This window comes from Thomasclavelia cocleata, assembly GCF_900102365.1.
GTDB lineage: Bacteria > Bacillota_I > Bacilli_A > Erysipelotrichales > Coprobacillaceae > Thomasclavelia > Thomasclavelia cocleata.
Window position 1 is genome coordinate 1 of sequence record NZ_FOIN01000002.1, and the last position, 16,069, is coordinate 16,069.

9 protein-coding genes are annotated in these 16,069 nt (G+C 28.3%); 3 read left to right on the top strand and 6 right to left on the bottom strand.

The features are described from left to right. From BMW96_RS01325 to BMW96_RS01350, 6 genes are all read right to left on the bottom strand, one after another. Positions 1 to 4,660 (bottom strand): discoidin domain-containing protein (locus BMW96_RS01325; protein WP_143050693.1); only part of this gene is annotated, 4,660 nt, incomplete at its 3' end. Between the two features lie 383 nt (positions 4,661 to 5,043). Beyond that, positions 5,044 to 6,042, bottom strand: a complete 999-nt coding sequence (locus BMW96_RS01330) for a WYL domain-containing protein (RefSeq protein WP_092351722.1) — start codon at positions 6,040 to 6,042, stop codon at positions 5,044 to 5,046. 10 nt (positions 6,043 to 6,052) lie between these two features. Continuing rightward, the gene (locus BMW96_RS01335; RefSeq protein WP_244881235.1) at positions 6,053 to 6,688 is read right to left on the bottom strand and encodes a hypothetical protein; all 636 of its coding nucleotides are present in this window, start codon (positions 6,686 to 6,688) and stop codon (positions 6,053 to 6,055) included. A gap of 514 nt (positions 6,689 to 7,202) precedes the next feature. Then, on the bottom strand, positions 7,203 to 8,372 hold the full coding sequence (locus tag BMW96_RS01340; protein ID WP_092351726.1) for an aminotransferase class I/II-fold pyridoxal phosphate-dependent enzyme: 1,170 nt from the start codon (positions 8,370 to 8,372) through the stop codon (positions 7,203 to 7,205). Continuing rightward, complete coding sequence (locus BMW96_RS01345) at positions 8,372 to 8,863, bottom strand: Lrp/AsnC family transcriptional regulator (protein ID WP_092351728.1); 492 nt, start codon at positions 8,861 to 8,863, stop codon at positions 8,372 to 8,374. The genes BMW96_RS01340 and BMW96_RS01345 overlap by 1 nt, the downstream gene beginning before the upstream one ends. A gap of 210 nt (positions 8,864 to 9,073) precedes the next feature. Further along, on the bottom strand, positions 9,074 to 11,446 hold the full coding sequence (locus BMW96_RS01350) for a fibronectin type III domain-containing protein (RefSeq protein ID WP_092351730.1): 2,373 nt from the start codon (positions 11,444 to 11,446) through the stop codon (positions 9,074 to 9,076). 1,581 nt (positions 11,447 to 13,027) lie between these two features. Here BMW96_RS01350 and BMW96_RS01355 point away from each other — a divergent pair. The 3 genes from BMW96_RS01355 (at position 13,028) to BMW96_RS01365 (ending at position 16,022) form a co-directional block, all read left to right on the top strand. Then, on the top strand, positions 13,028 to 14,065 hold the full coding sequence (locus BMW96_RS01355) for a lactonase family protein (RefSeq protein ID WP_092351732.1): 1,038 nt from the start codon (positions 13,028 to 13,030) through the stop codon (positions 14,063 to 14,065). A gap of 6 nt (positions 14,066 to 14,071) precedes the next feature. After that, positions 14,072 to 14,746, top strand: coding sequence for a TIGR00266 family protein (locus tag BMW96_RS01360; RefSeq protein WP_092351734.1), 675 nt, complete (start codon positions 14,072 to 14,074; stop codon positions 14,744 to 14,746). 109 nt (positions 14,747 to 14,855) lie between these two features. Next, positions 14,856 to 16,022 carry an AraC family transcriptional regulator gene (locus tag BMW96_RS01365; protein WP_092351736.1) on the top strand — a complete coding sequence of 389 codons (1,167 nt, stop codon included), beginning with the start codon at positions 14,856 to 14,858 and terminating at the stop codon, positions 16,020 to 16,022. The last annotated feature ends 47 nt before the right edge of the window (positions 16,023 to 16,069 follow it).

The window sequence follows — 16,069 nt, forward strand, 5'->3', positions numbered from 1 at the left end:
TAACATCATCTAGTACTGCATTTGCTTCTACTAATGCTTCTTGCAATGCTGACCATGATTCAGGTGTATAGTTTCCTGCTACTAAATCTGCAGTTGAATCTACTAGGTCTTGCAATTCAGTTTTATCACCTTTTAAGAATTCTAACATATGCATTGCTACTGATAATCTTGCAAATGATGCATCCACTTCTTCTTGTGTTGCATTATCATTAGCTAAGATAGTTCTTGCTTCTTCTAATGCTGCATTGAATTCAGTTACTACTGCTGGTACTACTTTATCTAATTGTTCTTCTGTTACAGCACTTGCCAAATCAACAGCTATTTGTAATTTTGTCTTGCTTACATCTTTTACTTCTTCAGTTAGTACTAATTTAACCATTTTTTCTATTAAATTACGTTTAGTAATTTCAATTTCATTAGCATCAGGATTTTGAGAATTTGTAAGCTCTTTAGCTACTAAAATTTGATTTTGAAGAGCAGTCCATGATTCTTCACTATATCCTGTATTTTTAATACTTTCTGCTTTTTCAATCAACGCATTTAATCCATCAACATCAGCTGGAACATCAGCACGATGTAACTTGATTTCTGAAGCACTACCATTATTGTTTACAGCCTTAACATAAACAAGGCGAACAAATTTAGTTGTAACAGTATCAAACTCAATCACTTTAGTGCTAGAATTAGAACTTAAAGTTCCTGTTTTAATTGTATTCCAGTTTTCACCATCATCACTAATTTCAATTCTATATTCAGTTAAATTACCATTAGAACCAGTTTGACGAGGTGTATAACTTAAACCATTAATTGCTGTTGGTTCATCAATTTCAAGTGCAATCCAGTGAGGCATAGTTGTAATTGACCAATCTGTATGCCACATTGTTCCAGTATCATTGTCTAATACATTACTTGGATTAGATCCATCACGTTGATAAGATGATGCTGTAGCTGTAAGTTTAGAATTATCAACATAATTTACATTAAGTTGTGCTTTTAATTCTAGATTTGCTAAAGCATTAGCTAACTGAATAACATAACCATCAACAGTTTCTTGCATTGAAGCTGGAAGATCTTCACGAATACTATCAATTACATTTTGTAAACGTGCTACTGATGCATCAGTAAATACTGATAAATCATCTAACACTAAATCCAAATATTTATTTACACGACTATAATCTGCTTTTGCATAATCAATTGTTTTAATAATATCATTAATTTGAGTAGTTAAACTTTCAATTTCTTCACTACTTGGATCATATAATTCAAAAATTACTTTAGCTTGGTTAACTAATGTTTCTAACTCTACATTATTTTCTTCTTTTAATAAGGCATTAGCTGTTAATACCGCATAATCAAGATTCATTGTAGAATTAAATGTTTTATTTTCACCAATACGAACATCATCTACATAACCAATGAAAGCATTTGTTTTACTTCCAATTCTTTCAATTGGGAACATTGTTGTTGCAAGTAATGGTCTTCCTTCAACTTTTTCACCATCACCTAATACATCAACTAATTTACCATTAACATAAAGTGATGTTACATTATGTTCATTTTTAAACTCAAGTTCAACCCATTCATTAACAGGTAATTCATAATCAAATGAATAATCATGATTTTCTCTTGAGAATCCAACTTTTCCAGTATCTTTTTGAACAGCTTTAATTGTACCATAGCTGCTTTCAAATAAAACTTGTTCTTCACTACTGCTTGATGTACGTTTAACTTTTACTCTTAAATCATTTCCTAACCCTGCTGTAGCAACTGGAGAATTTACATAGCTTTCACTACCATTTAATTTAAGAGCTTTTTTTCCATCTACAGATGCAATAGAAGCATTATTTCCAGCTGTTAAGTCACGATTATTTTCACTATTTTCTACTAGTGAATTCATTGGATAATTTGCAATAATACCATCTTTACTGTCTACATCATATCCAAAATTAGTTCCAGGAGCATCACCCAATGTAGCTCTAGTAGTATTTGCTTCATTTAATGATTTAGTTCCTTTACCCCATAGTTTAGCACCAAACAATGGAATTGCATTTTCAATACGATCATAAACATCATATTCACTAACACCATTTTCTAGATAATCTGTCATATCATTCCATACTGCAAATGCTCCACCAATCATTTGTTTATCACCTGCAGGAATAGTAACACCACCAATAGTATTGATATCAAGATTATAAAGAGTATTGTCATTTAAATAATCATAGTAATATCCTGCATTAGGAACAACATAATAATTTCCATCATTACAGTTGATCAAATCATAACCTTGTTCATACATTTCATCCATGTTAGCATATCCAAAGTTCCATAAATTCATTTGAACGCCTTCACTTCTTACTGGAGTTGTTCCACGACATTGTGATAAACTTCCCCAAATACGAGCTGTACGTCCAGTATCTTGAACAAATCCTAACATATCATCTGAGAATTTACGATATGCTTCTTTATCAGCATTATATTCATCAGCACCAACATGTACAATTGTTTGATCATCAAATACTGGATTATCATCGGTCATATATTCGTTAAAAATATCCTTAACAAATTCGATACATTCATCATATTTATCACGTAATGCTAAATGATCATTGTTTCTTCCATTTGTACCATGACGTAAATCAGGTCTTACTTTAGTAAGAGCTAATGAGTGGGCAGGAGTATCAATTTCTGGTACGATATCTACACCATAAATTCTAGATTCCTTAATAAAATCTCTAAATTCATCTTTTGTATAGAACATATCTGTACTAGTTAAATCCGCTTGATTTAATCCGTTATTACCACCTGCTTTAACATCAGACTCTAATCTAAATGCTGAATAAGCACTCATTGGATCAGCAACATTTTCTAATCCAATCAAGTTATCATTTAAATGTACTTGAAAATCATTCATCTTATACCAAGACATTTGTTTAACAACTTGTTTTAAATAATCTAATGTAAATGTTTTTCTACCTACATCTAAAATGAAACCACGAACTTTATACAATGGATAATCTCTTGTAGTACCACAAGGGATATCATTTGTTTGTTTTAAACTTTGTAAAATAGTTCTAGTAGCCCAATAAGCACCAGTTGTAGTTTCTGCTTCAACTTCAACATATTCATCAGTAGTCATCAAATAACCTTCGTCTTGAAGTCCTTTACTTGTATCATCAGTTAGAGCAAAATAGAAATCACCACTTTGTACATCTGATTTACTACCCTTAACAACAGTTAATTTTTTACCTGTCATTTCTTTATAATCAGCAGCTAATGCATCTGCAACATCTTGCAATTCATCACCAGCTATAACAATACGACTATTGCTTGAAACAACAAAGCTTCCTTCTTCACCTTTCCATTCGGCTAATTCAGGTAAAATATTTGGAGCCTCATTATCACTATTTTCAACTTCATATTTACCAGGTACAGTAATTTTAATTTCTTTGAATTTGTAATCATTTGTTTCTTCATCAGTAACCTTAAATGAAACAGATACTTCTTTATCAACTACTGGTTGATAAATAGTTAAATCATCATCAATTACTTGCTCAAAATCAGTACCATTGTACTCAACTTTATACCCTTCAACTTCAGGTAAATTAACTGATAACTTCTCATCCCCTTTTTCAGGAGTATCTACAGTAATAGCATTCAATACTTCACCAATTGCTGGTTTAATATCTGGATTTCCACCATACACTTCAATTTCATAAATAGAAACAGTGTTCCATGCAACTCCCCCATCAGGGTCTGCAGATGTATGTGAATCAATCAATAAGCGTACATAACGAGCTTTATACACTTGATCTAATACAATTTTTTCATCTATAGATGCTGGACGATCATTGAACTCTTTAACAGTTGTCCAATCATCCTCACTCATTGGATCACTTAATTCTTCAGCAATTTGAAGCTTATAGCTAGTTGCTTTTCTATTTTCCCAGAAAATTTTAACAACATTAACATTTAACTTTTCACCCAAATCAACATAAATCCAATCTGGTCCATCACCAAGATTACTTCCCCATCTTGAACTTCTTGAAGTCGTATCTCCATCAGTAGCATTAGCAGCTCTTACAGAATCTGCCTCAATTGAACTAGCAACAGCTGTTTTATTTAAAGCAACATTTTGAGTTGGATCTTGATACTTTTCATCAGTATTTAATACCTTGAAATCACGGCAAGAAACACTAGGATATCCTTTTACCTTTGTTACTTCAAGTTTAACATAGCGTCCACTAACAGCTTGAGCTAAAAGATCTTCAGAAGTCTTACTATTATTCTCAGTTCTAACAACAACCGCACTACCCCAATCATTTATGTCATTTGATACATAAATATTGTATTCTTGAGCATAAACTGAATCACTTTCCCAAATCATCTGGAACTTGTTCATTTCATATTCTTGTCCTAAATCAACATATGCCCATTGTGTTGCATCTCTTTCTGTTGACCAACGGCTATCTTCATCAGCATCAGTTAAATTAGATGCTGGCATCGTACTATATTCAGCACTAGCAACAACTGGCTTGTTTAACGCAAGATTATTACTAACTTCTTCAGCTGATAAGTTGATACTTAAAGAAAATACGCTTGTAAGACATAAAACCAAAGCGATTAAACTCTTGCAAACCTTGTTCATAACTTTCATCGTTTCTTTCTATCTCCTTTCTTTGAAAAATGATTACATATAAGTTTCCATTTTCCCTTTAAGAACTAATTAAATATCTGCTCGCTATAATTTTTAATCTTTAAAATATTTAAAATATTTCTAAAAAACAGTATACAGAACCTTAAAAATCATGTAATCCCTTTCACCTAAATTATCTATTATTTAATGAAAAATTACAAGTTATTTTATCTACAAAATTATTTATATTGTGTGATATCTAAAATAGTCATTACTATATAATCATTTATTTTTTTAGTACTTCAACTTTAAAAACTGCCCCTATTCAAATTTACTTATAAGTATAATGTTCCCTTGATAATACTAACAACACTCATTCCCCTCTTAGATTAAAAACAGGAAACTTACTCAGTTTCCTGTTCATACATCTTTAACATTAACTTTAATCTTTTTCTAATCATCTCTTTTAATCCAAGTGGTAATATTACTTGGATATTTGTCTGTAGCATCATCAGCCAACCTACTAATCCATCAGATAAAGCAACATTTTTTATTTCTGCTTCAATTTTACCATCATAGGTTTTACTTACAATAATATCTTTACCAAATTGATTTACTACCTCTTTTAATACATTTTGATTAAATCTAATTTTCAAATCAATTCTCTTTTTACTTATATACATATTTACAATCTTATCAAACTCTTTGGCCATATCAAATTGTTCTCTTATTTCCTCAAACTTACTATTATGATTTCTAACCAAGCGCATTCGATCGACTCGATAAACACTTAAACTATTTTTTCTTTTATTAAAATAACCAATAAGATAATAATTAGAACCTTTTAAAATTAATTTATAGGGTGAAATTATATATGTTTCACTATCATGATTACCATTATTATGATAAACTTCTACCAAACAATTATCATCAATATCATAACTTATATATTTAAAAGCAATATTTTTGTGATTATTAACAGCCTTAATAATAGTAGTAAGACTTATTAAAGGATCATAAGTTAAAATATTATTATTTCCATCTTCAATATTTAAACGTTTAATTTGTTTATAAGAGCTTAATAATGATAACTTTTCAACCATTATAGAAGCTGAATTTTTATCTAAATTAGGATTAAAAATAATACTATCCATTAATAACTGTAACTGACCGTCATCAAAAAACTCATCCTCAATAACAAAACCGCTTCTTCTAATAGTTTTTATTAGATATTTACCTGTTAAACAATGATAAAAATCATTAATTCTTTTAATAAGGCTATATATCGTTTTAATATTAAGATCATATCCATACTGTTGTAAATACACTAGTATCTCTTTACCCTTAATCGGCTGATCACTATCATTTATGACTTTATAAATATAATACATTTTTTCACCCATAAAATTACTCCTATATTAATATTGAATTTAATGGCATATCGACTTTTTTTAAATATTTATTATATAAACGTGGACTATAATTATAAAGTGCTGGTAAAAAACGCTCAAATTCTTGATCAATAATAACATACTCTAAATGCAAATATGCTTTTTTATAGTTTTTCTCTAATAATAAAATATAACAAGTTAAATAATGATAACGCTCCATACTCAAGTTTAATCGATTTGCTAGAGCATCAACAAATGATTCAATAACTTTTTCATTAAATTTAATTAAATGTCTAAGCAAACAATATGTTTCAATTGAAAAACCACCATTATCAATAATATAGTTTAATAAATTATATTTATATACCAATACAAGCCGATAATACGAACTTAACAAAATATTCATAAAAACCAAATGATTTTCCATTTCACTTAAACTAACACTCTTATCAATTAACTTTTTTATTTTACTAAAAATTACCAACTGTAAATCTTTTCTTTTATTAATCTTTTTCTTAATAATCTTTATATCCATACTCTTATTAACAATATCATGAATATCTTGCATCCAATAACTTTCACTAATATCTAACAAATACCTTTTAACATCAACAATATCCTTATCAATAACCTTTTCATAACTTTGTGTTTTCATCATCAATCACTCCTTTAATTACCTATATTATAGTTAATTAAAAATATTTATGATTTGATTTTTTTAATTATAACACCGTTTTTTCGGTTTTAAAATTAAATTATTGAAAAAAATAAAAATAAACCTACTTTAATAATCCAAGTCTATTAAATATATATTCTTCGAATTATATAATAAATCCTTCTTTTAAGAAAAAACTATAAACAAAACTAACCATATAAATTAAATCATATCTAATACTATATATTATTATTCATACAAAGCCATCTAATTTTAAAACCAGTGATACTATCATTATTGTACTGCCAAATACTTTACACCATTCTAATAAAAATACCTAATACGTAAAATTGAATAATATAATTTGAAACATCTGTTTAAAAGCATCACTTCTTTAAACCTCCAATAATTATTTTTTCGATCTATAACATGACAAATTTTAATCTATTAAAAAGTTCAAACATAAAAAGCTTATTCTATAAATAAATTCTATAGAACAAGCTTTAAAATCAACTCATCAGTTATTTAATTTATCTAAAAACCTTTTAATCCTTGTAGTTGCTTCCTTAATCTGATCAATTGAATAAGCATATGATACTCTTATATACCCTTCTCCAGCTTCACCAAAAGCAGTACCTGGTACGCAAGCTACTAATTGATCTTTTAATAACTCTTCACAGAATTGTTCTGAAGTCATACCAGTGGATTTAATACATGGAAATACATAAAATGCCCCTTGAGGTGTAAATGTATGTAATCCCATATCATTAAATGCTTTAACAATATAATTACGTCTTAACATATATGCTTGACGCATTGTCTCAATTTCATTATCACAATGACGCATTGCTTCAATAGCCCCATACTGAGCACCTGTAGGTGCTGACATAATTACATATTGATGAATTTTATTCATTGCTTTAGTAAGTATTTCATTAGCTAAAACATATCCTAAACGCCATCCTGTCATCGCATAAGCCTTTGAATAACCACTAACCAAGATTACTTGATCTTTGATTTCATCAAAAGATGCAATAGAACAGAATTTTTGTTCATATGATAATTCTGCATATATCTCATCAGTTATGACAATAATTTCATGCTCTTTTATAATTGGTACAAGTTTTTCATAATCTTCTTGTGTCATAAAACCACCCGTAGGATTACTAGGATAATTTAATAAGATTGCTTTAGTTTTTGGAGTTATTGCTGCCTTTAACAATTCTGGAGTTAATTTAAACTCATTATCTTCTTTAAGTTCAATATTAACAACTTTACCACCAGCCAAAGCTACACCTGGTGTATAGGCAACATAACTTGGCTGCAATAAGATCACCTCATCACCAGGATTAATAATTGCTCTAAAAGCTAAGTCAATTGCTTCAGATCCCCCTACAGTAACAATACACTCTTTATCATAATTATAATTCAAACCAAATCTTCTTTTTTGATAACGACAAATTTCTTTTCTTAATTCAACTAAACCCTGATTAGCAGTATAGAATGTCTTTCCTTGTTCAATTGAATAAATAGCTGCTTCTCTAATTTTCCAAGGTGTATCAAAATCAGGTTCCCCAACTCCTAAAGATATAACACCTTCCATTTCATTTGCTAAATCAAAAAATTTACGAATTCCACTAGGTGGTATATCTCTTACGATATTATTTAATACTTTATTAAAATCCATTATGGTGTTACCAACAATCTTTCAGCAGCTTCTTTGTCATTATCATCAAAACTTATTCCATTATTTTTATATTGTTTTAATACAAACATTGTTGCAGTACCAGTTACACCTTCCAATGGCGCCAATTTAGAGGCAACGAAACGGGCGGCTTCTTGCATTGTATGTCCTTTAACAATCGCAACGAATTCAAAACTTCCACTTAATAAATACATTGTATCTACTTCTGGAAAAGCATAAATCTTTTTAGCAATACGATCATAACCATATTCACGTTCAGGAGTAGCATTAATTTGAATCAATGCCATTACATTATCTACATTAGTACGATCCCAATTAATAATCGTATGATAACCACAGATAACTTTATCCTTTTCTAATTGGTTGATAGTTTTGACAACATTATCTTCTGTTTCATTTAATGCCATGGCAAGATCTGTAACTTCCATTCTTGCATTATTATGAAGTAATGTTAATAATAAGTTCTCATCCATATTTCTGTCCTCCAATTTATTTTGTTTATTATATAACATTTTAAATATAAGGTAAAGATGAATGATATATAAATTAAAAGAAACACATAAAATAAATATGACTATTTTTTCAAAATAAAAGAACATAGACTATTATATACCATAATAATTTATGTTCCTTTTATCCTATTTATTAACTACTATATAAAAAACATTCAAGTTCCTTATTCATTAGTCTTCTTTTCTTCTATAGTTTACTAGAACTGCAGTCACACTTAATAACCCAAGTCCTACTAATCCTCCAATTAAACTATTATCACCAGTCTTAACTGATCCCTTAGCTTCTTCATCTTCTGTCTTCAATACCAATTGACTTATTGCCTTTGTTAATGATGCTTCTACAGCTTTTATTTCTGCTTCACTTGCATCTGGATCTTCAAATACTGCTTTTGCTTTTAATACTTCTTCCTCTAAAACTTTCCATGTCTTTTCTGTATAATCTGCACCATTTAATCCATTTGCTTTACTAATCAAACTAGCTAATAAATCCTTACTTGATTTTAAATTTTCTGCATCAGGTGTACCTGCAATACTTGCTGTTGCACCAGCACCACGACTATTAACAGCACATACACAGAATGAATATTCTGTACCATTAATCAAGTTATTAAAAGTATAACTATTATCAACAGTATCTATCCATGTTATACCATCACTTGATATTTGATAACCAGTTATAGCACTACCTCCATTAATTTTTGGTGTTTCCCATGATAAGGTTGCAGTTTTATCTCCAGTAACAATTAATAAATCCTGTGGTTTTCCAGGTGCTTGAGTAATATCTATTTTTCTATAAAGTGAAAATTGCTTACCACTTGCATAGCCACTAAATATTCCTTTACTAGAATCACTTAGCTGATAATTAGTATTGTTATCTGTCAAATATAGTCCACTCATACCATCTGTAATCTTAATTACATGATCAGCAGCTCCATTTAAATTAACATCATTACTTGTAATACTTAAAACCCCTTTGTCACAACTTATTACATAATTACCTTCCAAACTAGTAAATGTCCATTCATAACTACTATAATCACCAGTAAGATAATCAACATCACTATTTAATCCAACATCTTTTGGTACTAATCCTGTTCTTCCAGCATTAGTCATAACTTCAGTCGATACAACGTTATATTTAGGTAATGTATTTTTAGTATCAGTAAATACCATAAAATATTTATCACCACTTACAATATCACTAACTTTATTGACTAATGTGTAAACATCACCATCAGTCACATCTACAGCAGTTGCATTGAAAGAAGCTTTAATTACAGTTGAGTCACTTCCATCAGTTACATTTAAATTAATTGTTGCATCACCCTTACTTGCTGCACAAACTAAAACAGTGTTTCCATTACCCTCAACAGATAAAATATCAGGATTACTGCTTGACCATTCAAATGTTGGATTTTCTACATTAGAAACCTCTGCAGTTAATGAAATTGCACCACCAACTGGAACAATATCCATTCCATCATTTATAATCTTAACAGATGGTCTAGCCTTAACTTTATTTAAATCAATATCATCAGGGCTTGTAATAATACGAGTATCTAAATCATATCCACTTTCATTTTTATAACTGTTTCTTACCCCTTTACTCTTAAGGTTATATTTACCACTTGTAGTATAACGATTTACTTCTACTCTATTTTCATAAATTGTAAACATTGTCGAAGAAAGTATATCCTCAGCACTAGTATTAACCTGATTATAATAACCAGTATATCCTGGATTCATATATGTAAAGTTTAAAGTTTCAGCTTTCCATTCTGTACGACTTGATTGAGCGATATTAATACTATCTCCTTTAGCAAGATATATACAAGAACCTCCAAGATAATCATCCCAACCATTTGAATGATCATGTCCAAATAGGAAAATAATATTTAATCCCTCAGCACCAGCTTCATTAAGTACATCAAATAATAAATTCGCATATTGAGCATCACCATCATTACGAGTACGCATACTATAATGTAATGGTAAATGAGATACTACAAAAATAGGTTTACTATAACCCCCAACAAGTTTATCATCAAGGTAACCTTTCAAATTATTTGCTGTTCTTTGAATTGTTCCCCTATCATTGTTAAACCACATATAATCAGATTCATTAATAACAAATACACCATAATCCTTGGCATCATTTGCACCACTTGAACTAATTCCTGGTGTACTAGCAGGATCATGGTTTCCCTTTGCAAATACCATATTATCCTCACTAAGAGATGACCATTTTGAATTAAACACATTTTTGATAGAATTTATACCATGCGATGTATCACTTGGCATATTATAATCGTAATCCCCTGCATATAATGCACCATCTACTGTTGTATGTCCATCATCTATCATAGTATCAATGATAGATCCAAGTATTCCTTCCCCTTCAGCATCACCTGTTTTTGCTTGATAATCAGAAGCCGCAAAAACTCTTGTTATCGGTGTATCAGCAAATATTGGTGTAACTGTACTCATGCAAAGCATGAAAATTAATGCAATAGATGTAATAAATTGAAATCTATTACGTTTCATAAGTTGTACTTCTGGTATATTATAAATAACTTTATTATACCTTTTCCTTTCTCTAAATTTTTCAAATTACGAAAGTGATGTGTACAATGACTTATTTTTATTATAAGTTTGAAAATTTTTGAAAGAGTTTCATTACTGTTTTCAATTGAAAACAGTTAGTTTAATTGCTAACCTTACATTTTTCATTAAATCTTATTAATATTTATCTACTATTATATTTAGACATAATTTAAGAACATATTATTATATTTTATTTCTACTAATTTTTATGATATTATTTTTTCTTAAAACCGCAATAAAAGATTCAATGTTTTTTAAATTATAGAAATATGATAAATTACTATAAATAAAAAATCTATTAGTAAAAACAGTAACATTATAACCCTAGAATCAAAACTTTATTAATAGTGTGGATAAAAAATAAGGAAATCAGCTACTAGTATCAGCTCTCTTATTTAGACCCTTTTAGTATAATTATCTATACTAAAATATATAATTCAAATGAAACTAATAATATACAATACTTTATTACATAAAAATCATTACTAATCTAAATATTATAAACACTCTACCATTCATTATCAAAATTAAAATCCCAATTAATCCTTCAGTAAATATTTATAATATAATTTTAACTCCCAAATAACTATTATAACTCAAACATTCATAAGATCTTACAATAAGAAAGTTATTAAAAGTAACTTTTATATAATTTAGTGTAATAATATTAATCAATACTACTAAAATTATTATTCTCAGTGTACACTTTTATTCACTTTTTAAAACTATAAATACTAGCCAATCTTATTTAAATATCATTAATTAAAAATTAACAGTGTCAAAAAAGTTATCATTTTTACAATAAATCCCATTATATTTCTATTTCTTTATTTAACATGATTTTTTCTAAAAAAACATATAAACTTAACAATCTCTTCCCATACAAAAATAATATCTACTACAATTATTATTAACCAAACATAAATAACAAGAAACACATTATTAAAATCATATTATTTTTATTAATTAGTTATATTATTCAATAATTAATACCATAAACTAAATATAAATATTTTTGAATAAAACATAAAATCATTCAATCTATAATATGCTTTCTAAAAATATTTTCTTTAAAGTTATAAACTTTTCTTAGAAATACTATTAATTATAAAATATTTACCATAAACATTTTAAAATCTCACATATAATAAAGAACAGTCCAAATAAAATTTATTCGTATACCTATTCTACTATCTATATGCATCAATTTTTCTAAAAAAATATAACCCTAAATTATAAACCCTTCTTATAAAACTAAATTTTCATAACTATATTAACACTATCCTATATATTAACTTATTTATCACATATAACAAAATCCACACATTTGTAAATGACATAGTTATATATATATTTAATTATAGCACGAAAACGCTTACATAACAATGATAAAACATATGATGATTCTAAAAAACATCAAAAATTAGCCTTAATTAAATGCATAAAATCTTTTAAAAAACTCATGATACACCTCCTTTTATTTCATATTTGTGTTAAAATAAGATTTAGGGAGGTTTGAATATGATAACATTTTATGTATCTAGTTATGGTAAAAATGATGATAAAGGAATTTATATTATTAATTTAAACGAAAAAAAACAAGAGTTTTCTCTTGTTCAGCACATTGTTACACAAGATTATCCATCTTATATGATCACTAAAAATAATACTTTATACATTGCTTACAAAAATGCTAGTCGTTCAAATAATAGTGGTGGATTAGGGACTTTTTCAATTTATAAAGATGAATTAATAATTAATAATAATTATAATTCTAATGGGCGTTCATATACCCATTTATGTGTTAGTGATAACTCACGTTATCTCTTTGCTGCAAACTACCTCGTTGGATCAACTGCTTCTTATTTATTAGAAAATAATTATATTAAAGAAAAAATAGGTGCTATTCATCATACTGGCCTAGGACCTGATCTACTTAAAAGACAAACGGGACCTCATTGTCATTGTGTAGGAATCACACCTGATAAAGAATTTATCTATGCAGTTGATTTAGGGGCTGATAAAGTGATAATGTATTCTTATAAATATGGTAAATTAGAAGAATCACCAAATCATAATTTAAATATTGTTCCTGGTTCAGGACCTAGACATATGATTTTTTCTAAAGATGGGCGTTTTGCATATCTTGTTAATGAAATAGCTAATAATATTATGGTTTTCAAATACTATGATAAATATTTTAACCTAATTCAAGTTATTCATACTACACCTCGGCATTTTCATGGATTTTCTAGCGCAAGTGCTATTCGCTTAAGCAAATCTGGAAAACATTTATTTGTTTCCAACCGTGGACATAATAGCATTGTTTTATATCGAGTTAATCAAGAAACAGGTAAATTAACATTGCTATACATGGTTCACACTGGAAAAAATCCACGAGATTTTAATATTCTTGAAGATCAATATCTAATAATTGGTGCTCAAGATGATAATGAAATTGAATTATTTACATTTAATGAAGAAAGAGAAGAACTGGTAAGAACTGCTAATACCCTAGCAATCCCTTCACCAGTATGTATTACAATTAAGGAGGAATAAATTATTATGAAATATGAAATTAAAGGGGATAATCTTCCCATTGTTATTTGCCATCTTGTAGAAGGAGAATCAATGATAACAGATAGTGGTGCAATGAGCTGGATGGAACCTGGAATGAAAATGGAAACAATTAGTGGGGGCATATCAAAAGCTTTTGGTAGAATGTTTAGTGGTGAAACAATATTCCAAAACCGTTATACAGCTACAAATGATGGAATGATTGCTTTTGCCTCATCTTTTCCTGGAAATATTAAAGCAGTTGAAGTAAAACCAGGTCAAGAAATCGTTGTTCAAAAATCTTCATTTTTGGCTGGAACTAGTGATATCGAAATGTCTGTATTTTTTAACAAAAAATTTTCATCAGGTTTCTTTGGGGGTGAAGGTTTTATCATGACTAAAATCGGAGGTACTGGTACTGTCTTTTTAGAAATTGATGGTTCTGCAATCGAATATGATTTACTACCTGGTCAACAAATGATTATTGATACTGGTTATCTAGCAATGATGGATGCAACCTGTTCCATTGAAATTCAAAGTGTAAAAGGCATAAAAAACAAATTATTAGGCGGTGAAGGCTTTTTCAATACTGTCATTACTGGCCCTGGAAAAATTATTTTACAATCAATGCCAATTAGTGCAGTAGCATCTAGTATAATTCCATTCCTACCTACTGGAAAATAAAATAATTTTATATAAAATATTTACAAAAATCACCACTGAAAGTATATTATATATGTATATATTCTAGTTATGTATAATTAAAATATCTAATTATACAAGGAGGTTTTCTATGATTAATAAGACATCAAGTATTGAATTCAAAAAATATGGTTCTACTTATGAAGAACATTTATCATCTAAAGACAATAATCTAATATGTAGAAAATTAAATACATCTAGCCAAGTTATTAGTCATATGTACTGTTTTTCTTGTGAAGTATATATTGAACTTACAGAAGGAATTGCTTCTATTTTAATTGGTGATAGCTTAGATCCTGAAAAATTAGAAACATTTGCGATTCACCATTATTTAAAAATAGAAGCTAACAAATATTTTAATATTATTCCTCTATCCCAAGAAATTGAAAGTTACCTAATAACTCCTTCAAATTATAACCTAAAAACTGAATTTTTAAATCCTCCCTATGTTTATAAACCAATTGTATCTAAGTTAAAAATTAAAGAAATTCTTGGTTATTATTATGTAATCAAAAGTCCAAATTACCGATTTAAAGGAGAAACCCATAAACATTATGAATTAACATATGTTGATCACGGAAGTCTTGATACAACTGTTGAAGGTACAACATACACATTAAATAGCTATGATCTAATGTTATATGGACCAAATCAATTTCATACACAACAAATTACAATCAATAAATCATGTTCATATTTAACTGTTATATTTGATATGAAGATAATTGAAGATGATATGATCCTCAATCGTGTTTTTCACTGCGACAATGAACTTCATAACATATTTAATAAATTTGTTAAAGCTAGTTCTAATTCATTACCATATTCTAAAACATTAATGTTATGTTATTTACAAGAAATTATTATATTACTAACTCAACACGATTCTTCTATTGATCTCAAACATATCTCTACTGGCTCAATGCAGCATTTTCAAGATGAATTATTACAAGAAATCTTAGACTATATGAATTCAATGATTACTGAACCACTAACAATCGAAGAAATTTGTCATAAATTTTCTATTTCACGTTCATCTTTACAAACATTATTTAGAAATAATTTAGAGATTTCTCCTAAAAACTATATGGTTCAAATAAAATTAAAAAAGAGCAAAGAGCTTATTCGTGAAAATAAATATACTATTAGCGAAATTGCATTTATGCTAGGCTTTAGTTCAATACACTATTTTTCAAGAACATTTAAACAACATTTTAATCTTACACCAAGTGAATATGCTAAAAAAATATATAAATAAATTAATAATCTTTACCTATAGTCTACTTAGTTTTATATATAGGTTAT

Coding starts and splice junctions, on each gene's coding strand:
- BMW96_RS01330 (WP_092351722.1), bottom strand. CDS start 6,042: ATGGGTGAAAAAATGTATTATATTTATAAAGTCATAAATGATAGTGAT.
- BMW96_RS01335 (WP_244881235.1), bottom strand. CDS start 6,688: ATGATGAAAACACAAAGTTATGAAAAGGTTATTGATAAGGATATTGTT.
- BMW96_RS01340 (WP_092351726.1), bottom strand. CDS start 8,372: ATGGATTTTAATAAAGTATTAAATAATATCGTAAGAGATATACCACCT.
- BMW96_RS01345 (WP_092351728.1), bottom strand. CDS start 8,863: ATGGATGAGAACTTATTATTAACATTACTTCATAATAATGCAAGAATG.
- BMW96_RS01350 (WP_092351730.1), bottom strand. CDS start 11,446: ATGAAACGTAATAGATTTCAATTTATTACATCTATTGCATTAATTTTC.
- BMW96_RS01355 (WP_092351732.1), top strand. CDS start 13,028: ATGATAACATTTTATGTATCTAGTTATGGTAAAAATGATGATAAAGGA.
- BMW96_RS01360 (WP_092351734.1), top strand. CDS start 14,072: ATGAAATATGAAATTAAAGGGGATAATCTTCCCATTGTTATTTGCCAT.
- BMW96_RS01365 (WP_092351736.1), top strand. CDS start 14,856: ATGATTAATAAGACATCAAGTATTGAATTCAAAAAATATGGTTCTACT.